Annotated in this window: 17 protein-coding genes; 5 read left to right on the top strand and 12 right to left on the bottom strand. The window is 55.6% G+C overall.

Annotated features, from left to right (window positions below):
* The first annotated feature begins 3 nt into the window (after nt 1–3).
* Nucleotides 4–459 (top strand): acyltransferase, encoded by a 456-nt coding sequence (locus tag AB6731_RS21395; RefSeq protein WP_020882853.1) that lies wholly within the window; start codon nt 4–6, stop codon nt 457–459.
* Nucleotides 460–497: 38 nt separating this feature from the next.
* On the opposite strand, the gene AB6731_RS21400 is transcribed toward AB6731_RS21395, so the two are convergent.
* The 5 genes from AB6731_RS21400 to pgi all read right to left on the bottom strand — a co-directional run bounded on the left by AB6731_RS21400 (nt 498) and on the right by pgi (nt 6,344).
* Nucleotides 498–2,594: a YjbH domain-containing protein gene (locus tag AB6731_RS21400; protein ID WP_371006778.1), complete on the bottom strand. Its 2,097-nt coding sequence runs from the start codon at nt 2,592–2,594 to the stop codon at nt 498–500.
* Nucleotides 2,594–3,331: a capsule biosynthesis GfcC D2 domain-containing protein gene (locus AB6731_RS21405; protein WP_014168188.1), complete on the bottom strand. Its 738-nt coding sequence runs from the start codon at nt 3,329–3,331 to the stop codon at nt 2,594–2,596. The genes AB6731_RS21400 and AB6731_RS21405 overlap by 1 nt, the downstream gene beginning before the upstream one ends.
* Nucleotides 3,328–3,966, bottom strand: coding sequence for a YjbF family lipoprotein (locus AB6731_RS21410; RefSeq protein WP_025206403.1), 639 nt, complete (start codon nt 3,964–3,966; stop codon nt 3,328–3,330). Before AB6731_RS21410 ends, AB6731_RS21405 begins: the two co-directional genes overlap by 4 nt.
* Before the next feature lie 118 nt (nt 3,967–4,084).
* On the bottom strand, nt 4,085–4,327 hold the full coding sequence (yjbE, locus tag AB6731_RS21415; RefSeq protein WP_014168186.1) for an exopolysaccharide production protein YjbE: 243 nt from the start codon (nt 4,325–4,327) through the stop codon (nt 4,085–4,087).
* 367 nt (nt 4,328–4,694) lie between these two features.
* On the bottom strand, nt 4,695–6,344 hold the full coding sequence (gene pgi / locus AB6731_RS21420) for a glucose-6-phosphate isomerase (RefSeq protein WP_025206404.1): 1,650 nt from the start codon (nt 6,342–6,344) through the stop codon (nt 4,695–4,697).
* Between the two features lie 375 nt (nt 6,345–6,719).
* On the opposite strand from pgi, the gene lysC reads away from it, so the two are divergent.
* The 3 genes from lysC to AB6731_RS21435 all read left to right on the top strand — a co-directional run bounded on the left by lysC (nt 6,720) and on the right by AB6731_RS21435 (nt 9,429).
* Nucleotides 6,720–8,069: a lysine-sensitive aspartokinase 3 gene (gene lysC / locus AB6731_RS21425; protein WP_014168184.1), complete on the top strand. Its 1,350-nt coding sequence runs from the start codon at nt 6,720–6,722 to the stop codon at nt 8,067–8,069.
* 92 nt (nt 8,070–8,161) lie between these two features.
* The gene (gene panS / locus AB6731_RS21430) at nt 8,162–9,106 is read left to right on the top strand and encodes a ketopantoate/pantoate/pantothenate transporter PanS (RefSeq protein ID WP_059305647.1); all 945 of its coding nucleotides are present in this window, start codon (nt 8,162–8,164) and stop codon (nt 9,104–9,106) included.
* Nucleotides 9,107–9,156: 50 nt separating this feature from the next.
* Nucleotides 9,157–9,429: a DUF3811 domain-containing protein gene (locus tag AB6731_RS21435; RefSeq protein WP_014168182.1), complete on the top strand. Its 273-nt coding sequence runs from the start codon at nt 9,157–9,159 to the stop codon at nt 9,427–9,429.
* Here the strand turns inward: AB6731_RS21435 and rluF are convergent, their stop codons facing one another.
* The 3 genes from rluF to metH all read right to left on the bottom strand — a co-directional run bounded on the left by rluF (nt 9,430) and on the right by metH (nt 15,863).
* Nucleotides 9,430–10,299: a 23S rRNA pseudouridine(2604) synthase RluF gene (gene rluF, locus AB6731_RS21440; protein ID WP_371006779.1), complete on the bottom strand. Its 870-nt coding sequence runs from the start codon at nt 10,297–10,299 to the stop codon at nt 9,430–9,432.
* Nucleotides 10,300–10,433: 134 nt separating this feature from the next.
* Entirely contained in the window at nt 10,434–12,065 is a 1,632-nt protein-coding gene (locus AB6731_RS21445; protein WP_020882860.1) for a Na/Pi cotransporter family protein, read from the bottom strand.
* Between the two features lie 114 nt (nt 12,066–12,179).
* Nucleotides 12,180–15,863 (bottom strand): methionine synthase, encoded by a 3,684-nt coding sequence (metH, locus tag AB6731_RS21450; protein ID WP_371006780.1) that lies wholly within the window; start codon nt 15,861–15,863, stop codon nt 12,180–12,182.
* Between the two features lie 194 nt (nt 15,864–16,057).
* On the opposite strand from metH, the gene iclR reads away from it, so the two are divergent.
* Complete coding sequence (gene iclR / locus AB6731_RS21455; RefSeq protein WP_020882862.1) at nt 16,058–16,885, top strand: glyoxylate bypass operon transcriptional repressor IclR; 828 nt, start codon at nt 16,058–16,060, stop codon at nt 16,883–16,885.
* A gap of 43 nt (nt 16,886–16,928) precedes the next feature.
* Here iclR and aceK read toward each other — a convergent pair whose 3' ends face one another.
* The 4 genes from aceK to metA form a co-directional block, all read right to left on the bottom strand.
* On the bottom strand, nt 16,929–18,656 hold the full coding sequence (gene aceK, locus AB6731_RS21460; RefSeq protein WP_371006781.1) for a bifunctional isocitrate dehydrogenase kinase/phosphatase: 1,728 nt from the start codon (nt 18,654–18,656) through the stop codon (nt 16,929–16,931).
* A gap of 88 nt (nt 18,657–18,744) precedes the next feature.
* Nucleotides 18,745–20,049: an isocitrate lyase gene (gene aceA / locus AB6731_RS21465; protein ID WP_020882864.1), complete on the bottom strand. Its 1,305-nt coding sequence runs from the start codon at nt 20,047–20,049 to the stop codon at nt 18,745–18,747.
* Nucleotides 20,050–20,080: 31 nt separating this feature from the next.
* Nucleotides 20,081–21,682, bottom strand: coding sequence for a malate synthase A (aceB, locus tag AB6731_RS21470; protein ID WP_371006782.1), 1,602 nt, complete (start codon nt 21,680–21,682; stop codon nt 20,081–20,083).
* A 270-nt stretch (nt 21,683–21,952) separates the two neighbouring features.
* Nucleotides 21,953–22,882: a homoserine O-succinyltransferase gene (metA, locus tag AB6731_RS21475; RefSeq protein ID WP_014168174.1), complete on the bottom strand. Its 930-nt coding sequence runs from the start codon at nt 22,880–22,882 to the stop codon at nt 21,953–21,955.
* Between the last annotated feature and the right edge of the window lie 250 nt (nt 22,883–23,132).

The raw sequence follows: 23,132 nt of genomic DNA on the forward strand, positions 1-23,132 counted from the left end.
TGTATGCCAGAGCAACGCCAGGCGGCTATTCGTCATGTTGTCTGCGGCGAAAACGTCGTCATTTACGAACCCGCGAATCTTTATGAGTGTTCGCTGGGCGATAACGTCTTTATCGGCCCGTTTGTTGAAATCCAGGCTAACTCGCACATCGGTGCTGACAGCAAAATTCAGTCCCATACCTTCATCTGCGAGTACGTCACCGTCGGTGAGCGCTGTTTCATTGGCCATGGGGTGATGTTCGCCAACGATATGTTCCGCGACGGTAAACCCAATGCCGACCGGCGCAGCTGGGGACACATTCGCGTGGGCAACGACGTTTCAATCGGCAGCGGGGCCACCATTCTGGCTGTCTCAATTTGCGATGGGGCGGTGATTGGGGCGGGAAGCGTGGTGACAAAGTCCATCACCGAGAAAGGGGTTTACGCCGGGAACCCGGCGAGACTGTTGCGGCGTTTGTAAGGTGCCCGGCAGGCGTAACGCTACCGGGCACTCACGCATCATCTGAAGTTGATGTTCTTATCGCTGGTCATGTCGTACAGCTGGAATTTACGACCCAGCTGCTGACCACCGTCACGCGTCAGCGGCGTCCAGCCAATTGCCGCACGGCTGCGGGTTGGGCCTGACGAGAACAGATCCAGCGGAATGGAGACGTACACGCCTTTGGTGAAGTCCCCTTCCCCGTACTCGTCCGGCGAGACGTTAGTGATCGTGGCATAGCCACCGACCACCACACCGCTGTCGAAGTGTTTAGAGATATCCAGCGTGCCGCCTTTATCCCCCGCCAGATACTGACCAACGCTGGCTTTCACCAGTACATCCGGGGCAAACGACGGCGTCCAGTAGGCCGTCAGGTGGCCGGTTTTAACGCTGTAGTCGGTGAACTTCATCATGTCCTGCGCGCTGCGCCAGTCACGCTGTTTCACGTAGTTGGCATCAAGACCAAACGCCCAGTTGCTGTCTACCGGACGGTAGAGTACTTCAGCCCCCGCGCCGCCAAACATCGTTTCCAGATAACCGCCGTAAACCTGGCCGTAGAAACCGTTACCAAAGTACTGGAAGTAGTTGGCCTGCAGGTTGTTTACGTAAGCGTCGTTCTGCACATATTCACGTACGCGAGTACGCACGCGCGGCAGCTTCGAGTCGTTCGGCGGGTTGGTATAGTTGAACTTGTCGTAGTTGTTGGCAAGGTTACCGAACAGGCTGCCGGTGGTCAGCAGGTGGTCGGTGACCCACAGATCCGCCGTCGCCATGACGCCCAGCTGATACATGTAGAAGTTTTCTGGCCCACCAACAGACTGGTTCAGCACCGGATCGATATGGAAATCAAAGCGCGACTTATCGATATACCAGCCCTGCTCGGTGGTGTCTGGCACCACTGGCTCAACGCGTTTTTGCACCAGCTCGGTTTCATGCCCCAGCGGTTCGCCTTCCAGATGGCGCTTAAGGCTGGCGACATCCGTTTCCGTCGTGACCTGCGGCATGTTCAGACGGTTTTCGGTCACGCGGATCGTGCTGATCCCGTCCGGCAGATCGTTCATGATGATCCGGTTGGCACGTTCGATCCCTTCCCGCGAGTCGCGGTATTTCACCTGCTCGCCGGTCACGTACAGCGTATCGCCTTTCACCTGAATCTTCGGATCCGCCAGACCGGCGTTGTATTTCAGCAGGGTCAGCTGGTTCGCCACGACGGAGTGCTGCAGAATGGCATCCTGCGGCTCCGGCTGGTAAGCAGGGCGCGCGTTGTCGTTGTAGTGTGACCGCATATCGTTAAAGTTGGTACGCAGCGTCACGCCAAACATCACGGTATTGCCACGCTCATAGCTGAGGTTAACGTCAGCCCAGTCAGCCACACGGTAAATGGCACCGACGTTAAATTTGCTCTTCTGCTCAATCTTGCCGGCGAAATCCTGTGAATAATCATTCCCTTCGTATTCCAGCTTCAGGCGCAGCGGCTGCCAGGGCGTCTGGTACTCTACGCCGCCAAACAGCGAGGCCGGGCCGTGGAACATCTGGTCGCCGTTGATGGAGCCCGCTTTCTGATAGCTGTTATCGCGATAGCAATATTTGTCGCTGTAGGAGCAGAACGGGTTTTTCACGTTGCCGCTGGTGCCCAGATACCCCCAGCCGAGACCGAGTGAGAAATCAAACGGTCCCCAGGCTTTGCTGGCCACCACGTATTCCGCATCAAACAGACCGGTACCGCCGATATCCCGTGCGCCAACAGAGACCTGCGGCATCCAGTAACTCTCTTCCCACAGACGCAGCTTCACGTCGAACGCTTTATCTTTGTAGGTCTGATCGCCGGAGAAGGACTCGACGCTGCTGTACCGTTTGGTGCGCACATCAGTGTAGCGCAGCGTGGTTTCGAGCCACGGAAACAGCTGCACAGCGGCGGAGTAGTAGCGATACTGATCGTTATCACGGTAGTTGAGGCTGATTTCCCCTTCCCGCGCCATGCGCGCGGTAGGCGTTTGCAGTAAACCGACGCCGCCGAAGTCTGACTGAGACGGGCCAATGGGTGCCGGATACGTTTCTGCATGGCAGGCGGCACTCACGCACAACGCCAGCATGCTATAGAGATAGGTTCTTTTCATTATTCCGGTATCCGCTGTTTCAGGGAGTGAAGGATATCGGCGTTCAGTCCGTCATATGCCTTCGTCCAGAAATGGTCGGCAAAACCGACAAAAATGACGCTGCCTGGCATCGGTTCGATATGGCGTTTATTCCAGTAGGCTACCGGTGCTTTTTGCGTTTGGCCGTCCGGGTACACCACCCATGCGTAGCTCTTATCCGCACCGCTCAACAAATTTTGTTCATCGAGATAGCTCGCCACATCGCGACCCGGCATAAACGGCTTATTACCCGGACTGCTGACAAGCCCGAACACGGTAATGGTAGAAGGCTGAACAGGTAGCCAGAGCGTGTACTCGCCTTCCAGTGACGGGTTAGCCGTTTCCGCGACGCGAACGTGGTCCGGATCGAGATTGACCGGCAACCGTCCGGTAACCTTCAGCGCCTTGAGCTGCTGGCGAAGGCTGTTAATGGCCGCCGCATCGTCACCCTCTTCCTGCTCCGCCAGCCCTGTCAGCCTGGCGAGCAGCGCGTTATGTTGTTGCTCCGCCACCACCGTCGCCTGTCGTTCACTGATGACCGCACCCGGCCACCAGCTGTTCGCCAGCCTTGGCTGGCCGACGAGATCGATTAAGTGTCCGGCGTTGGTCAATGTTTTAGGCTTCGTATTGTCCTGCGTATAGACTTTCACCGTCCCGGCAGACCATGCGAGCGGCGTAGCAAAGCTTGCGATCAGCGCAACGCGAATAAGTGTTTTCATGATTTCGCGGCCTTGATCAGCGTGGTTTTGACCGGGAAGAATCCGGCACCAAGATACTGTAACGACTGGCGTATCTGGCCGTCATCGTCCACCCAGAAGCGGTTATGCCAGGTTGCCTGATCGGTAGTGACCTCTTCATCCAGCACGCGAACCCGGGTTTCGTCGCTGCCCACGTTGACGCTGTCCGTGCCATCCCAGCGGAAGGTGGAGCGGGCGGTGGCGTAGCGAACCTGCTTGTGTTCGGTCCAGCCCATCGTGCGGGTCCAGCTTGCCCCGTCGGTTATCTGGTTCGGCTTGTTCAGCGGATCGGCGGCGAGATTGTTGACTTCAAGCAGGTTGTCGCCCCCGAGCAGGGTTTTCACGATACGGCTATGCTGCGTTACGATGGTGGCCTGATCCTGCGTCACCCATTTCTGCTGCCCGTTTTCATCGAAAGCGAGCACCACAAACAGCTGTGGGCCATCGTTGAGCTGCATGTACTGACTGGCATAGGGCATGTTCTGAAGTTCGTCATCGGTCAGATGCACGCCCGGCGTACCGAACATGCTTTCCCACAGTGAATGGCCCAGCCCTTTGGTGGTGGCCGAGCACGCCTGCAAAAGCAGACAAATCAGGATGATCCCAGGTCGCTTCACGACTCTTCTCCGCATTATTGCCGGGTGATGCTGCGCTTACCCGGTCTACAGTTCCCGAAGGCTACTGAAAAGCCAGAATAACCACACCGAAGTGTGGTTATGATTAAAACACCCGTTATTACTGGGTGCTGGTGGTCGTGGTGGTCGTGGTTCCGGTATTGGAGCCATCACCGCCACCGGTTGCCGCCAGGGCGACACCCACGGCTGAACTTACGGTGCTGGCGCTGGACGCGGTAGAAATCCCCGCAGACGCAGACGTCGCAGCCGAACCTGCCGCTTCTCCGACCTGAACCGGAGCCGCATTAACAGATGTCGCCGCAAGCGCAGATATGGCGAAAATGCCATACAGTACTTTCTTCATAAGAATTTCCCTTCATTTAATGAATGGAGATTTGCCCAAAAAGAATTTCAGGCGGATTCGAGTATACACAACTAAAGGTGAGGGTTTGCCGTAGGGATAAATAGAAGAAGGGTTTTCGGACAATTGGATAAAATGGAAACAAAAGGACGATTAGATAATAATATAACTTATATAAATCAATGAAATAGAATTAGATCTCGTGATGGTAATTATCCGTATTTTCCTAAAATAAACCGCAGCAATTAACAGGTTAACGACTATTTTCAGATTAAACTCACTACAGGAATTTGAGTTTAATAACAGACATCAGGAATTATCCGATAAAAAAATGCCGGCATTTCGCCGGCACTTTTTCATGACACTTTAATTACGCGCGCCATGCTTTATAACGGTTGATCAGACCATTTGTGGAGCTGTCGTGGCTGTTAATCGCGTTATCGTCACCCAGTTCAGGCAGGATACGGTTTGCCAGCTGTTTACCCAGCTCAACGCCCCACTGGTCAAAGGTGAAGATGTTCAGGATAGCGCCCTGAGTGAAGATCTTATGCTCGTACAGGGCAATCAGCGCACCCAGGCTGAACGGCGTAATTTCGCGCAGCAGGATGGAGTTGGTTGGACGGTTGCCTTCGAACACTTTGAACGGCACAACGTGGTCCAGCGTGGCCGGATCTTTACCCTGGTCGCGGTATTCCTGCTCAACCACGTCACGAGACTTACCGAACGCCAGCGCTTCAGTCTGTGCGAAGAAGTTAGACAGCAGCTTCGGATGGTGGTCTGACAGCGGGTTATGAGTAATGGCCGGGGCGATGAAATCGCACGGGACCATTTTGGTGCCCTGGTGGATCAGCTGATAGAACGCATGCTGGCCGTTAGTGCCTGGCTCGCCCCAGATGATTGGGCCAGTCTGGTAATCCACGGCGTTACCGTTACGGTCAACGTATTTACCGTTGGATTCCATGTTGCCCTGCTGGAAGTAGGCCGCAAAACGGTGCATGTACTGGTCGTATGGCAGAATCGCTTCGGTTTCAGCCCCGAAGAAGTTGTTGTACCAGATACCAATCAGCGCCAGCAGCACAGGCAGGTTTTTCTCAGGTGCGGTGGTGGAGAAGTGTTTATCCATCGCATGCGCGCCGGAGAGCAGCTCAACAAAGTTGTCGAAGCCGACGGAGAGGATGATCGACAGGCCGATAGCGGACCACAGAGAGTAACGACCCCCCACCCAGTCCCAGAACTCGAACATGTTCGCAGTGTCGATACCGAACTCGCTAACGGCTTTCCCGTTGGTCGACAGCGCGGCGAAGTGTTTCGCCACGTGCTTGTTGTCGCCTGCGGTTTTCAGGAACCAGTCGCGCGCGCTGTGGGCGTTGGTCATGGTTTCCTGAGTGGTGAAGGTTTTAGACGCGACCAGGAACAGGGTCGTTTCTGGATTCACGTTCTTCAGCACCTCGGCGATGTGGGTACCATCGACGTTAGAAACAAAGTGCATGTTGAGGTGGTTTTTGTATGGGCGCAGCGCTTCGGTGACCATGAATGGGCCAAGGTCAGACCCGCCGATACCGATGTTAACCACATCTGTAATCGGTTTGCCGGTGTAGCCTTTCCAGCTTCCGGAGATGATCGCTTCAGAGAAAGCTTTCATCTTTTCCAGCACTGCGTTCACTTCCGGCATCACATCTTTGCCGTCAACGACAATCGGAGTATTGCTACGGTTACGCAGCGCCACGTGCAGCACGGCACGGTCTTCGGTGCGGTTGATCTTCTCACCGGAGAACATGGATTTGATGGCGTCGGCCAGCTCAGTCTCTTTCGCCAGATCCTGCAGCTTCGCCAGCGTTTCTTCGGTAATGCGGTTTTTGGAGAAATCCACCAGCATCAGGTCATCGAAGGTCGCGGAGAACTTATTGAAACGATCGGCATCTTTCGCGAACAGGTCCGCGATGGTGACGTCTTTCATTTCATCATAATGTTTCTGTAGTGCCTGCCAGGCAGCGGTCTGCGTTGGGTTGATGTTTTTCATTAGCAATACTCTTCTGATTTGAGAATTGTGACTGCGGTCGATTGTAGCGCCTGCAAATAAAAATTGTGATGGTTTTTATGCCATTGCCCTGGCCTGCATCAAACACAGGTGAAAAGACCCGAAAAGTATAGCTGCTGAAACGCCCTTCAGGGGCGGCGAAATGTCGGTCAAAAGGCGGTAAAAAGGAGCATAAAATATGGCCCTGTTATAAGTCCTGTTACTGAGGGGTACCCCCCCATAAAAAATCCGCATAATCCCAGCATTGACAGGACCTCCCCCACATTTTATTTATAGGGCCGTATTTTGCGCCTGCACCTGTTCTCGTTTCATTCTTGTGCCAAGGTCGCTTTATTCATTCCCTGACACGAGGTTGTTATGACGAGTTTTGTGGTCGCCAAATTTGGCGGCACCAGTGTGGCCGATTACGATGCCATGAACCGCAGCGCCGATGTGGTGCTGGCCGATCCGAATACCCGCCTGGTGGTGCTTTCCGCCTCTGCTGGCGTGACGAACCTGCTGGTTTCTCTGTCTGAAGGACTGGAAGCAACCGAACGTTTCGTTAAGCTGGACGCACTGCGCAAAATTCAGTTCAACATCCTTGAACGTCTGCAGAATCCGAACGTGATCCGTGAGGAAGTGGAACGCCTGCTGGAAAATATCACTACCCTGGCTGAAGCCGCCTCTCTGGCGACCTCCACCGCGCTGACCGATGAACTGGTCAGCCACGGCGAGCTGATGTCCACGCTGCTGTTCGTGGAGATCCTCCGCGAGCGTAACGTCCATGCCCAATGGTTTGACGTGCGTAAAGTCATGCGCACCAGCGATCGCTTTGGCCGTGCCGAGCCGGATGTTGAAATGCTGGCCGAGCTGACCCAGCAGCAGCTGGCTCCGCGCCTGGCAGAAGGGATGGTGATCACTCAGGGCTTTATCGGTAGCGAAGCCAAAGGCCGTACAACAACGCTTGGCCGCGGCGGCAGTGACTATACGGCAGCCCTGCTCGGCGAAGCGCTGCATGCCACCCGTGTGGATATCTGGACTGACGTGCCGGGTATTTACACCACCGACCCGCGCGTGGTCTCTGCGGCGAAACGCATTGATGTGATCGCGTTTGAAGAGGCGGCCGAAATGGCCACCTTCGGCGCGAAAGTATTGCACCCGGCGACGCTGTTGCCGGCCGTGCGCAGCGATATCCCGGTCTTCGTTGGCTCCAGTAAGGATCCCAAAGCAGGCGGTACGCTGGTGTGCAAGAAAACCGAAAACCCGCCATTGTTCCGAGCGCTGGCCCTGCGCCGCCGCCAGACGCTGGTGACGCTGCACAGCCACAATATGCTGCATTCTCGCGGTTTCCTGGCGGAAGTGTTTGGCATCCTCGCGCGCCATAATATCTCCGTGGATTTGATCACCACATCCGAAGTGAGCATCGCGCTGACGCTGGACACCACTGGCTCCACGTCAACCGGCGACACCCTGCTGACGCAGTCGTTGCTGATCGAACTCTCTGAGTTGTGCCGCGTGGAAGTGGAAGAAGATCTGGCGCTGGTTGCTATCATCGGCAACAAGCTGTCGCGTGCCTGCGGCGTGGGCAAAGAGGTCTTCGGTGTACTCGACCCGTTCAGCATTCGTATGATTTGCTACGGCGCCTCCAGCTACAACCTCTGCTTCCTGGTGCCAGCCGATCAGGCCGAGCAGGTCGTGCAAAAACTTCATCAGAATTTGTTTGAATAAAATTCGTTAGCACGATAAACAATACCTATAAGCCGGGCACAGACCCGGCTTTTTTATAACTAAACAACACGACAATACTGCAAGGACTATCTATGTTATCCGCCATCACCCGGCTGTTCCCGTTGTGGGCACTGCTGCTTTCCGTACTCGCATATTACACTCCCACCCACTTTACGGGCATTGGCCCATGGGTCACGACGCTGCTGATGCTGATTATGCTCGGCATGGGCGTACACCTGAAAATTGACGACTTCAAACGCGTTCTGTCGCGCCCGGCCCCCGTAGCGGCAGGGATTTTCCTGCACTACCTGGTCATGCCGCTTGCGGCGTGGCTGCTGGCCATGGCCTTTAAAATGCCGCCAGATTTATCCGCCGGTATGGTGCTGGTCGGCAGCGTGGCCAGCGGCACGGCATCCAATGTGATGATTTACCTGGCAAAAGGTGATGTGGCGCTCTCGGTGACCATCTCTTCCGTTTCAACGCTGGTGGGTGTGATTGCCACGCCGCTGTTAACGCGTCTGTATGTGGATGCGCAGATTCAGGTAGACGTCATGGGGATGCTGCTCAGTATTCTGCAGATTGTGGTGATCCCGATTGCGCTGGGCCTGGTGATTCACCATCTGTTCCCGCGCGTGGTTAAAGCCGTTGAACCGTACCTGCCTGCCTTCTCGATGGTCTGTATTCTGGCTATCATCAGCGCCGTGGTTGCCGGCTCTGCATCGCACATTGCCTCAGTGGGCTTTGTGGTGATCATCGCGGTAGTGTTGCATAACACCCTTGGTCTTTTGGGCGGTTACTGGGGCGGGAAGCTGTTTGGTTTCGACGAATCTACCTGTCGTACGCTGGCAATCGAAGTGGGGATGCAAAACTCGGGGCTGGCCGCAGCACTGGGCAAGATCTACTTCTCGCCGCTGGCAGCCCTGCCGGGTGCGCTGTTCTCCGTCTGGCATAATCTGTCCGGCTCGCTGCTGGCAGGCTACTGGTCAGGCAAACCCATTAATGCGCCCGCGAAAAAAGATGCAGTGAAACAGGGTTAATTTCCTTCGCTTGCTTTACACTGGAGCCTCCCCTTCAGGAGGCTTCAGCAATGGCTACACCTCGTTTGACCCAGAAAGACATGACGGAAGCTGAGCAGCGCGAACTGAAAACGCTCCTCGACCGCGCTCGTATCGCCCATGGCCGCACGCTGACTAACGCCGAAACCAATCAGGTTAAAAAAGAGTACATCGATAAATTGATGGCTCAGCGTGAAACTGAGGCGAAACAAGCCCGCAAGCTGAAAAAAGAGCAGGCTTATAAACCCGATAAAGAAGCGACCTTTTCCTGGTCAGCCAATACCTCACCCCGTGGAAGGCGCTAATTAGCGCCCTTTCTTTTTACGGCCCGGCTGGACGAAGCGTTTGCCCGCAGGCTTGCCGCGGCTTTTCTCTTCTGATGGCGGCGCTTTCACCACCGGGCGCTTAATGGCCTGGGTTTTCGGTTTGGCTTTCGTTTTTGGCTTCGCTTCAGACGATGAATTCTCGATGAGCCTGAACAGCTCAATCAGTTCGTCATCCGTTAAATCACGCCACTCGCCCAGTGGAATACCGGCCAGACTCACGTTCATAATGCGCGTACGTTCGAGCTTCACCACGTCATAACCGAAGTGCTCGCACATCCGGCGGATCTGACGGTTTAAGCCCTGCACAAGGGTAATGCGGAAAGCAAACGGCGCCTCTTTCTTCACCTTGCACTTCTTCGTGACGGTCCCCAGAATCGGCACACCTGCGCCCATACCGCGGATAAAGTCGTCCGTGATCGGCTTATTGACCGTGACGATGTACTCTTTCTCGTGGTCGTTACCGGCACGCAGAATTTTGTTCACCAGATCGCCGTGGTTGGTCAGGAAAATCAGCCCCTGTGAGTCTTTATCAAGGCGGCCAATCGGGAAGATACGGCTGCTGTGATTAACGAAATCAACAATGTTGTCCCGCTCGCCGTCTTCCGTGGTACTGACGATGCCAACCGGCTTATTCAACGCGATAAATACCAGGTCTTCCGCATCACGCGGTTCAATGAGCTGACCATTCACTTTGACCACGTCTCCGGGGACGACCTGGTCACCGATGGTGGCGCGTTTGCCGTTGAGGAACACGTTACCCTGTTCAATGTAACGGTCCGCCTCGCGACGTGAGCAGATCCCGCTCTCGCTAATGTATTTGTTTAATCGTGTTGATTGAGTTGGCAGCATAGTTTCTCCTGTAAAGGCGAAATATACCTTAGGTTTGGGCTGGTAAAAAGATTAGCCGACGGTTACCGGGCATCATGCCCGGCGTAAACCTGCTGGTTTTGAGGTTAACCACCTTATATAGGCGCTTTCAGAGATTAATATTCATCTCGATCGTCGTCTTCATCCGGCTGCTCCATGACGCTATAAGCGACCGCGCAGAATAACGAGTTGAGACGCTTCATATCCCCCAGCAACCCCAAGTGCAGGGAGCTGGTTTCAATGCTCTGGACGTTCTGCTGGTGCAGTCGTTCAACGTGGGCGTGCGAGTAGCGCCGGTTGAGGATACGGAAGCGATGTTTGTTACGACGCAAGCGGCGTGCGCTCGGTACGTCGCTGGAGAAGAAGACCAGCATCGCCAGCTTCAGGTTGCTCAGCAACTGCTCGTGCAGCGCCTCCAGCTCCTTCAGGCCTTCAACCGAGAAGGCGCGGCGCGCGGCAAGGGATTTGTCAGCAATTTCACTTCCCATACGCTCCACGATATCCGAGGCCTGCTCGAGGTTAAGCGACATTTCGATGATTTCCGCCCAGCGGCGGGACTCTTCCTCTGCCAGTTCATCCTGCGGAATACGCGCCAGGTAGAGCTTGATGGCGGTATAGAGCACGTTGATATCGTCCGCCAGCCTGCGCAGCTCTTTCTCTTCTCGCGGCTCTCCGTGCATGACCTTTTGCAGCCCTTCAAGCATCGTTTCCATGGCATCGCCCATGCGCAGCGTCTCGCGCGCGGCATTAGCCAGCGCCAGTGCCGGGGTATCCAGCGCGGAGGTGTCCAGATGCTTAGGTTTCAGACGCGCATCCAGCTCCGGTTCATCCCGAATAAGCCGTTCGCAGAAGCGGGCCATGGGTTCAGCAAAAGGCACCATCGCAAGGCAACGCACCAGGTTGTAAAACACGTGGAAATAGATAACCAGCTCAGCCTTCGGTAACGGGAGATTGTCCATCAGGTTGGCCAGCGGATAGACAAACGGCAGAATAATCAGGCTGCCCACCAGCTTAAACAGCAGGCTTCCGAGCGCCACGCGCCGGGCAGCAGCGTTTGCGGCGCTGTTATTGAGCATCGCCAGCAGGCCAGAGCCAAGGTTGGCCCCGATCACCAGACACAGCGCGACCGGGAAAGAGATCGCCCCCGCGGCGGTTAACGTCGCCGTCAGCAGCACAGCGGCCAGGCTGGAGTAACTGACGATGGCAAATACCGCGCCGATCAACGCATCCAGCATGATGTCCCCGGTCAGCGAGGCAAAGATGACCTGAACGCCGTTGGCCTCGGTGATGGGGGTCACCGCCTGCACAATCAGCTCCAGCGCCAGCAGGATCAACCCAAGGCCAATCCCCACGCGGCCAAGCTGTCCGGCACGCGTCTGCTTACGGCCAAGGAAGAAGATGACACCGATAAAAATCAGCAGCGGCGACAGCCAGGAGAGATCGAAGGTCAGGATACGCGCCATCAGCGCGGTCCCCACGTCAGCGCCCAGCACAATGACCAGCGCGGGTGCCAGCGCCACCAGATCCTGCGCCACAAACGAGGTCACGAGCAGGGTCGTCGCATTACTGCTCTGCACCAGTGCCGTCACGCCGATGCCCGCGCAGAAGGCGAGCGGCTTCTTCTCAACGCTGCTGCTGAGAACGGTGCGTAAGCGCGCGCCAAAGACGCGCATAACGCCGGTACGGACAATATGCGTGCCCCATACCAGCAGTGCTACTGCGGAAAGCAAGTGTAACAGGGTCAGCACGGAAGGTTCTCCTCCTTATCGTTCTACGTTTTTATGATTCAGTATAAGGGTTTAAACGTAAGAAAGAGACAGGGCGCCCAATGAGCGCCCTGTTTGTTGTAAGGAAAAGTGACGTTAGTCAGCGTCGTAGCCTAAATTGGGTGCCAGCCAGCGTTCAACCTCTGAGACACTCATACCTTTGCGCAGGGCGTAATCTTCAATCTGATCGCGCTGCAGCTGCGCGACGGCGAAGTATTTGCTGTCGGGATGGCTGAAATACCAGCCGGACACCGATGCCCCAGGCCACATGGCGAAAGACTCGGTGAGCTTCATGCCGGTATGGGCTTCTACATCCAGCAATGTCCAGATAGTGCCCTTTTCGGTGTGTTCCGGGCAGGCTGGATAGCCCGGAGCCGGACGAATCCCCTGGTAGTTTTCGCGGATCAGCTCCTCGTTGCTGAGATTCTCATTGGCCGCGTAGCCCCAGTGCACCTTGCGCACGCGCTCGTGGAGGTACTCTGCGAAGGCTTCCGCCAGACGATCGGCAATCGCTTTCACCATGATTTTATTGTAATCATCGTGCTGCGCGTCGAACGCCTCCGCCAGCGCATCTTCCTCAAGACCCCCGGTCACGGCAAACGCCCCGATATAATCCGCTTTCCCGGAAAGCTTCGGTGCAACGAAATCGGCCAGGCAGTAGTTAGCAAAGCCCACTTTCTCGGTTTGCTGGCGCAGATGGCGACTTACTGCCAGCACGTGCGTGCGGGTCTCGTCGCGATAAATTTCGATGTCGTCGCCCACACGGTTCGCCGGGAACAGGCCCACCACGCCGCGCGGGTTGAGGCTTTTCTGCGCGCTCAACTGGTCAAGCATTTCGTTGGCGTCGTTGAACAGGCGTTTGGCTTCTTCCCCGACCACCTCATCTTCAAGGATGCGTGGATATTTGCCCGCCAGTGACCAGGTCATGAAGAACGGTGTCCAGTCGATGTAGTTGCGCAGCGTCTCAATGCTGGCAGTAACGTCCTGAACGCCCAGACGATGCGCCACAGGGGGCGTATAGCTGGCCCAGTCAAACGCCAGATCGTTATCGCGCGCGGCCTGGAGTGTCACCGGCGGCGTCCGCGGTTTCTTACGGCCATGCTGAATACGCACGGTCTCGTACTCTTTGCGGGTACGCGCGACAAAATCATCGCGCTGGGTGGCAGACAACAATGCCGACACGACGCCCACGGTACGCGAGGCGTTTTGCACATAAACCGTCGGGCCACTGTAGTTCTGCTCGATTTTCACCGCCGTGTGCGCTTTGGACGTTGTCGCCCCGCCAATCAGCAATGGAATGGTAAAGCCCTGACGCTCCATCTCTTTCGCCACGTTGATCATCTCGTCCAGCGACGGGGTAATCAGCCCGGAAAGTCCAATCAGGTCAGCATTCACTTCGCGCGCGGTTTTGAGGATTTTATCCGCCGGCACCATCACGCCAAGATCGATAATCTCGTAGTTATTACACTGCAGTACGACGCCCACAATGTTCTTACCGATGTCATGCACGTCGCCCTTCACGGTGGCGATCACCATTTTACCGTTGCTGGAGCCTTTCTCTTTGCTGGCTTCGATAAAGGGTTCGAGATAGGCCACCGCCTGCTTCATGACGCGTGCGGATTTCACCACCTGCGGCAGGAACATTTTGCCTTCGCCAAACAGATCGCCGACCACGTTCATGCCGTCCATCAGCGGCCCTTCGATCACTTCAATCGGGCGCGTCGATTGCTGACGTGCCTCTTCGGTGTCCTGTTCAATAAACTCGGTAATTCCTTTGACGAGTGAGTATTCCAGACGTTTTTTCACGTCCCAGGCACGCCACTCCGCCTGCTGAATGTTTACCGATGCATCGGATTTACTGCCGCGGTATTTCTCGGCCAGATCCAGCATGCGCTCGGTGGCATCATCTCGCCGGTTGAGGATCACGTCTTCTACGGCGTCGCGCAGTTCCGCCGGCAGGTCGTCGTAAATGGCTAGCTGTCCGGCGTTAACGATCCCCATGTCCATACCGTTACGGATAGCGTAATAGAGGAACACGGCGTGGATAGCTTCACGCACCGGATCGTTACCGCGGAAGGAGAATGACACGTTCGATACGCCGCCGGAGATCAGCGCATGCGGCAGCTCGCGTTTGATGTCTTCACACGCGCCAATAAAGTCCTGCGCGTAGTTATTGTGCTCTTCAATACCGGTGGCAACCGCGAAAATGTTCGGGTCGAAGATGATGTCTTCCGGCGGGAAGCCCACCTCTTCGGTCAGAATTTTGTATGCGCGGCGGCAAATCTCAATTTTGCGCGCCCGGGTATCGGCCTGGCCCATTTCATCGAAGGCCATCACCACCACGGCGGCACCATAACGGCGCACCATCTTCGCGTGGTGGATAAAGGTATCAACGCCTTCTTTCATCGAGATGGAGTTAACAATGCCTTTACCCTGAATACACTTCAGCCCTTTCTCGATGACTTCCCACTTAGAGGAGTCAATCATGATCGGCACGCGGGCAATGTCCGGCTCGCCGGCAATCAGGTTGAGGAAGCGTACCATCGCCGCTTCGGCGTCGAGCATCCCCTCATCCATATTGATGTCGATGATCTGGGCACCGCTCTCAACCTGCTGGCGGGCCACGTCCAGCGCTTCACTGTACTTCTCTTCTTTAATCAGCCGTTTGAATTTCGCCGAACCGGTCACGTTAGTCCGCTCCCCGACGTTCACAAACAGGCTGTCGTCACCGATGGTCAACGGCTCAAGGCCGGCCAAACGGCAGGCAACCGGCAGCGTAGGCAATTGACGCGGCGGCAGACCCGCCACCGCATTGCTCATCGCGGCAATATGCTCTGGCGTGGTACCGCAGCAACCACCGACGATATTCAGAAAACCGGATTCGGCCCACTCGCGGATTTGCGCCGCCATGGTGTCTGCATCCAGATCGTATTCACCAAAGGCGTTCGGCAGGCCGGCGTTCGGGTGTGCGGTGACATAGCATTCAGCGATGCGCGAAAGTTCCTGCACATACTGGCGCAGCTCATCGGGACCCAGCGCGCAGTTCAGGCCGAAGGAGAGCGCTTCAGCGTGACGCAGGGAGTTGTAAAAAGCTTCTGTGGTCTGGCCGGAGAGGGTACGACCAGAGGCGTCGGTGATGGTACCGGAAATCATGATCGGCAGGTCGACGCCCAGCGCCTCGAACTCCTCTTTCACCGCGTAAATCGCGGCTTTGGCATTGAGGGTGTCGAATACCGTTTCAATCAGGATCAGATCGGAACCGCCTTCCACCAGCGCTTTGGTCGATTCACGATATGCCGCCACCAGCTGATCAAAGCTGATGTTACGAAAGGCCGGGTCGTTCACATCGGGTGAAATCGACGCGGTGCGGTTGGTCGGGCCAAGCACCCCGGCCACGTAGCGCGGTTTGTCCGGCGTACGGACTGTCCATTCATCAGCGCAGGCGCGGGCCAGCTTTGCCGCGGCAAGGTTTATCTCCGCCGACAGGGATTCCATCTGGTAATCCGCCATGGCGATGGTTGTCGAGTTAAAGGTGTTGGTTTCGACGATATCCGCACCCGCCTCGAAATACGCGTTGTGGATCGCCGAAATGACCTGCGGTTTACTGAGCACCAGAAGGTCGTTGTTACCTTTGAGGTCGCATGGCCAGTCGGCGAAACGCTCGCCGCGGAAATCGTCTTCACTCAGACGATAGCTCTGGATCATGGTACCCATGCCGCCGTCCAGCACCAGAATTCGTTTATTTAACTGCGCACGCAGTTGCTCTACTTTGCTGCTCACACTTGCTCCCGACAACGCTCAACCAGGCCAAAAGGCCAGCAGTCCATACTGGCACAATCTCGCAGGGTGTAAAAGTCACACAGCGGTAACATGAGACATGTTCACTATCACTCATCCGATCAGTCAGGATAACGGTTGCAAAATCACCAAATAAAACGAAAATGATTTCCACGATACAGAAAAAGGAGTTCGTCATGGTCACGACCGTTCCCGCTAAACGCGGCAGAAAACCTGCTGCCACCACCGCCGCCTCTCAGGGCGGACAGGTTCAATCGCTCACGCGCGGTTTGAAGCTGCTGGAATGGATAGCCGAGTCGCACAGCAGCGTGGCCCTGACAGAGCTGGCACAGCAGGCTGGCCTGCCGAACTCAACGACCCATCGACTGTTGACCACGATGCAGCAGCTGGGCTTTGTGCGCCAGGTGGGCGAGCTGGGACACTGGGCGGTGGGCGCACATGCGTTTATCGTCGGCAGCAGCTTCCTGCAGAGCCGCAACCTGCTGGCGATTGTGCACCCTATTCTGCGCAAGCTGATGGAAGATTCCGGCGAGACGGTAAACCTGGCCGTGCTCGACCAGAGCGACCATCAGGCCATTATCATCGACCAGGTACAGTGCACCCAGCTGATGCGTATGTCGGCACCGATTGGCGGCAAGCTGCCGATGCATGCCTCCGGGGCGGGGAAAGCATTTCTGTCGCAGCTCAGCGAAGAGCAGGTCACCGGGCTGCTGCACCGTAAAGGGCTGCACGCCTACACCCACGCCACGCTGGTCTCACCGGTACATCTGAAAGAAGATCTGGCCCTGACCCGCAAGCGCGGCTATTCGTTTGATGACGAGGAGCATGCGTTAGGCCTGCGCTGCATTGCGGCCTGCATCTTTGACGAGCACCGCGAGCCGTTTGCCGCCATTTCGATCTCCGGACCGATTTCCCGTATGACCGATGACCGCGTCACGGAGTTAGGTGCGCTGGTGATTAAGGCGGCGAAAGAGGTCACGCTGGCGTATGGCGGGATTCGATAACATCGGGAGCACCTGAATCCCTCTCCCGTCGGGAGAGGGGGCATTACACCGCATATCGGATGCAAAACCGTTGTTTGCGGCGATAGGCATACACATCTTCCACATGCCCATTCTTGATGCGCGTCTGCAGGCCCCGCCAGTAGCTGGCACGAAACAGGTCATCATGCATCTCTTCAAACAGTGGCCTGATGCGCGGGTCAGCGCACAGCCAGTGGCGAAACTCCTCAGGAAAGACATCTCCCGGTGAGATGCTGTACCACGGCTCGCCGGACAGTTCATCTTCCGGATAGCGGGGCTGCGGTATATCGCGGAAATTCACCTCAGTCATATAGCAAATTTCATCATAATCGTAGAACACCACCCGCCCGTGACGGGTGACCCCGAAGTTTTTAAACAGCATGTCGCCCGGGAAGATATTCGCAGCGGCAAGCTGACGGATAGCGTTGCCGTATTCTTCAATGGCATCACGCAGTGCCTGACCTTCGGACTGCTCCAGCCAGATATTGAGTGGGATCATGCGGCGTTCGATATAGAGATGGCTGATGGCAATTTTGTCACCCAGGTCGGTGATTTTCGCCGGCGCTTCCTGCAGTAATAACGCCATTAATGCCGGATCGATCTGCTGCTTATCCAGCACAAAGTTCTCGAACTCCTGGGTGTCCGCCATTCGCCCGACGCGATCGTGCTCTTTAACCAGCTGGTAGCAGGCGCGGACGTGAGCAGCGGTCATCTCCTTCTGCGGCGCGAACGTATCTTTGATGACCTTAAACACCCGATCAAAACCCGGCAGGGTAAAGACCAGCATCACCATGCCGCGAATACCGGGGGCTTCGATAAATTGCTCATCTGCCGTGGTGACATAGCGCAGATATTCCCGATAGCTTTCCGTCTTGGCGTGTTTCTGACAGCCAATGGCCATGTACAGCTCGGCGGTGGTTTTCCCCGGCAGGATCTCGCGCAACCACTCCACCAGAGCAGCAGGCAGCGGGGCATACACCATAAAGTAGGAGCGGGCGAAACCAAAGACAATGCTGGCCTCGGCGCTGGTCGTCAGGCAGGTATCAACAAACAGTTCACCGTCATCGGTACGATGGATGGGTAACAGAAACGGCACAATGGCCGACGGTGTCATCAGTTTACCGACCAGCCAGGCAGCCTTATTACGGTAAAAAAGCTCATTGGCAACCTGCAAATGGCTTTGCCCGAGCACCTCTTCGCCGAAGGTCTCCTTGAGATGCGCAGAGATATAGCCGATATCACGGGTTTTATCCTCCCAGGGCAAACGCAGCGGCAAATCCGTTAATACGCGATGCAGGAGTTTTTCCCAGCCACGATCGGGAAAGAAATCCTTCGCCAGCGGACGCGGAATAGTGCGAAAGCGGCGCTCCGGCTGAGAGCTGAAGATAAATAACCGCTCAGGAGATAATGAGCGGTGGTCAAATAACCGGCAATAGACGGAGTTGAAAAAGCTCTCCGCAATCTCGAAGCGCGGGTAATCAGGTAACAGATGGGTGTAATGCTCCTTCACGCGCAGTAAAAACTCCGCGTCAGGGATTTTGCCATCGGTAATGCAGCGCAACTGCTCCACCACCAGACCCACATGGTGGTCGTAAAGGTGGATTCGCTGCTTCATGGCCTGCTGAACCGCATGCCAGTCGGCGTGCTCAAAACGCTGCTGCGCGCCGGATGTGACTTCCAGGAAACGTCCGTACTGGGCATCGAAGCCCTGCAGAATAGTTTGGGCAATCAGTAATTCCAGACCACGCGACATTGTTCATGCTCCCTCACCCCGGCCCCCTCCCGACGGGAGAGGGAGTATGTTCACAGGCCCGGTAGCGTGCCACCGGGCATTACACGGCTCAGAACTGGGCTTCTTCCGTCGATCCCGTTAAGGCGGTGACGGAGGAGGTGCCCCCCTGGATGATAGTGGTCACGTTATCGAAGTAACCGGTCCCGACCTCCTGCTGATGCGAAACGAAGGTATAGCCCTCTTTACCGGCAGCAAATTCCGGCTGCTGCACCTTCTCAACGTAATGCTTCATGCCTTCACCCTGCGCGTAGGCATGCGCCAGGTCGAACATGTTGAACCACATGCTGTGAATGCCAGCCAGCGTGATGAACTGATATTTGTAGCCCATGTCGGACAGTTGCTGCTGGAAGCTGGCGATGGTTTTATCGTCCAGTTTCTTCTGCCAGTTGAAGGACGGCGAGCAGTTATAGGCCAGCAGTTTGCCCGGATATTTGGCGTGGATAGCATCGGCAAAGCGTTTTGCCAGCGCCAGGTCCGGCGTGGAGGTTTCGCACCAGACCAGGTCCGCATACGGTGCATATGCCAGCCCACGGCTGATCGCCTGTTCAATGCCAGCATGGGTACGATAAAACCCTTCGCTGGTGCGTTCACCGGTAATGAACTCGCTGTCGTAAGGATCGCAGTCAGAAGTGATCAGGTCAGCCGCATCCGCATCGGTACGGGCAATCACCAGCGTGGGTACGCCGAGCACGTCAGCCGCCAGACGCGCCGCAACCAGCTTCTGAATCGCTTCCTGGGTTGGGACAAGGACTTTCCCGCCCATGTGTCCGCATTTCTTCACTGACGCGAGCTGGTCTTCGAAGTGAACGGCCGCTGCACCGGCCTCAATCATCGATTTCATCAGCTCAAAGGCGTTCAGCACGCCGCCGAATCCCGCTTCCGCATCCGCGACGATTGGCAGAAAATAGTCAATAAAACGCGGATCGTTTGGCTCAATGCCTGCCGCCCACTGGATCTGATCCGCACGGCGGAAGGTGTTGTTGATCCGATCCACCACGGTTGGTACCGAGTTTGCCGGATAGAGCGACTGATCCGGATACATGCTGGAGGCCAGGTTGGCGTCCGCCGCAACCTGCCAGCCGGAAAGATAGATGGCTTCGATGCCGGCTTTCGCCTGCTGCAGGGCCTGGCCGCCAGTCAGCGCGCCGAGGCTATTGATGTAACCTTTTTTGGCACCGCCGTGCAGCAGATCCCACATTTTCGCCGCGCCGCGCTGCGCCAGGGTACATTCCGGATTGACCGAGCCACGCAATTTCACCACCTCTTCCGCGCTATACGGGCGGCGGATGCCTTCCCAGCGAGGTTGGGTCCACTCTTTCTTCAATTCTTCGATTTGTTGGGTACGGGTTTTCATGTGCAGATGCTCCATATTGTTGTGGGGTGAATTACGCCAGGAAGCGGTAGCCCGGCAGGGTCAGGAAGTCGATTAAGTCATCGGATGTGGTGATTTGCTCCATCAGGCGTGCGGCTTCATCAAAACGTCCGCTGCTGAAGCGGTGTTCACCCAGTTCGTCCTGGATCACCCGCATCTCTTCGGCCAGCATCTGACGGAACAGGGATTTGGTCACCGGCTTGCCGTTGCTGAGCGTTTTTTGATGGTGGATCCACTGCCAGATTGAGGTGCGAGAGATTTCGGCGGTAGCGGCATCTTCCATCAGGCCGTAGATCGGCACGCAGCCGTTACCGGAGATCCACGCTTCAATGTACTGGACGGCTACGCGGATATTGGCGCGCATGCCCTCTTCCGTACGCTCGCCCGCACACGGTGCCAGCAGGTGTTCTTCAGCCGTTGGGGCATCCTCATCACGCGTCACAAACAGCTGGTTTTTGTTCTCACCGAGTACGCGGTTGAAGACGTCCATTGCCGTATCCGCCAGACCCGGATGCGCGATCCACGTTCCGTCATGGCCATTTCGTGCTTCAAGCTCTTTATCGGCTTTCACCTTGTTGAGCACCTGATTGTTACGTTCAGCATCTTTGCTTGGGATAAATGCCGCCATTCCCCCCATCGCAAAGGCCCCACGCTTGTGGCAGGTCTTAATCAACAGGCGTGAGTAGGCACTCAGGAACGGTTTATCCATGGTGACCACCTGGCGATCCGGCAGTACACGATCGGGATGATTTTTCAGGGTTTTGATGTAGCTGAAGATGTAATCCCAGCGTCCACAGTTCAGCCCAACAATATGGTCGCGCAGCGCATGCAGAATTTCGTTCATCTGGAACACCGCAGGCAGCGTTTCAATCAGCAGGGTGGCTTTAATGGTGCCACGCGGCAGGTTGAAACGATCTTCCGTGAAGCTAAACACTTCACTCCACCAGGCCGCTTCCTGCCAGGCCTGTGTTTTCGGCAGATAGAAATAGGGGCCGCTGCCTTTTGCCAGCAGATTCTTGTGGTTGTGGAAGAAATAGAGGGCGAAGTCAAACAGACTGCCCGGAATGGCTTCGCCACGCCAGGTGACATGCTTTTCAGGCAGATGCAGTCCACGTACGCGACAGATCAGAACCGCCGGATTGGGTTTCAGTTGATAGATTTTGCCGGCTTCGTTGGTATAGCTGATGGTGCCATTCACGGCATCGCGCAGATTGATTTGCCCGTCGATGACCTTATGCCAGTCCGGCGCCAGTGAGTCCTCAAAATCCGCCATAAAGACTTTTACGTTCGCGTTCATGGCGTTGATCACCATTTTGCGCTCCACCGGGCCGGTGATTTCGACGCGCCGATCCTGTAAATCATCCGGAATGCCGCGGATTTTCCACTCACCACGGCGAATGGAAGCGGTTTCCGAAATAAACCCAGGCAACTTGCCATCATCAATTTCCTGCTGCTGATGAATGCGTGCCGCCAGCAGCTTATTGCGCGTTGGCGTAAAGCGGGTCACCAGTTCGGTCAGGAATTCGACAGCGTCTGCTGTCAAAATTTGCTGTTCTTGCTCGCCATGCGGCTGGGTAAAGGCCAGTTCATCGACCGTCGTTGCCTGTTGAGTCATTACTCTGCTCCTCATCAAAGATCCAAAATCACGCCCCCGATGCGAACGAAAGATCGTTGTGTAGTTTTCGCTCAGCAGAATTAAGACTATCTATATTTTTTCCAAAATCAAAAACAATTTCCATTTTAATTATTAAATGCATTTAACACATTGATTAATATGAAATTAAATTTTTATTGTTTGTTGAGTGGTATTTCGGAAATGAAAAAGGCACCCGAAGGTGCCTGATGTGAATAGCTGAAACGCTTTAGGATCGTTTAGTGCAGAAGATTACTCCAGCGTTGGATTCATGTGGCGCAGATCGTATGGCGTGATCTGGTAGACGTAATAATTGAGCCAGTTAGTAAACAGCAAATTCCCGTGGCTACGCCAGGTGGCTCTCGGTTTGTTCTGTGGATCGTTTTTGGGGAAATAGTTGTACGGAACGTCCGGATTCAGACCGGCTTCAACGTCACGGAAATACTCCGACGCGAGGGTGTTCGGATCGTACTCAGGATGCCCGGTAACAAAGGCAATGCGCTTGTCTTTACTGGCAAACAGGTAAGCATCCCCGTCTTCGGTTTCGGCCAGGATATCGAGATCGGTGTAATCACGAATCAGCTGTGCCGGGAAATCGGCGTAGCGCGAGTGTGGGGCCAGGAAGGAGTCATCGAACCCGCGCGTCAACAGGGCGTGAGGTTGGACAAGGTGGTGCTCGTAAACACCTGAAAGCTTCTCAGTGCGGGTTTGTTTGGGGATTCCATAGAGGATATTCAGGGCGGCTTGCACCGCCCAACAAACAAACAGCGTGGACGTGACGTGATCTTTAGCCCACTCCAGTACCTGTTTGATCTGCGGCCAGTAGGCAACATCATTAAATTCGACCAGGCCCAGCGGTGCACCGGTCACAATCAGCCCGTCGAAGTTTTCGTCGCGAATGTCGTCGAAGTTACAGTAAAAATTATTCAGATGCTCAGAAGGCGTATTTCGCGACTCACGGGCATCAATTCGCAGCAGCTGGATATCAACCTGCAGCGGCGAGTTCGAAAGTAAACGCAGGAACTGGTTCTCTGTTTCGATCTTTTTCGGCATCAGATTGAGAATAAGCACCTTCAGTGGGCGAATTTCCTGACCTGTAGCGCGTGAAGTCGTCATCACAAAGACGTTTTCATCACGTAAGAAATTGACGGCTGGTAGCTCGTCCTGCACCCGAATCGGCATAACCTCATATCCTCACAGCATACGTATAAACGTTTAGACATCCAGACAGCTAACGATACCCAGAAACAGGCTGAATGTCGAGTCTGCAAGCGGAAGGTGAGAAAGTTTCAAGGAGGAAGTAAGAAGCCCAAAAAGCAAAAAACCCCGCACCATACGGTACGGGGTTCTTTTAATTGATGCCTGGCAGTTCCCTACTCTCGCATGGGGAGACCCCACACTACCATCGGCGCTACGGCGTTTCACTTCTGAG

The sequence above is a fragment of the Enterobacter sp. RCC_40 genome, assembly GCF_041360735.1.
GTDB classification, from domain to species: Bacteria; Pseudomonadota; Gammaproteobacteria; order Enterobacterales; family Enterobacteriaceae; genus Enterobacter; species Enterobacter ludwigii.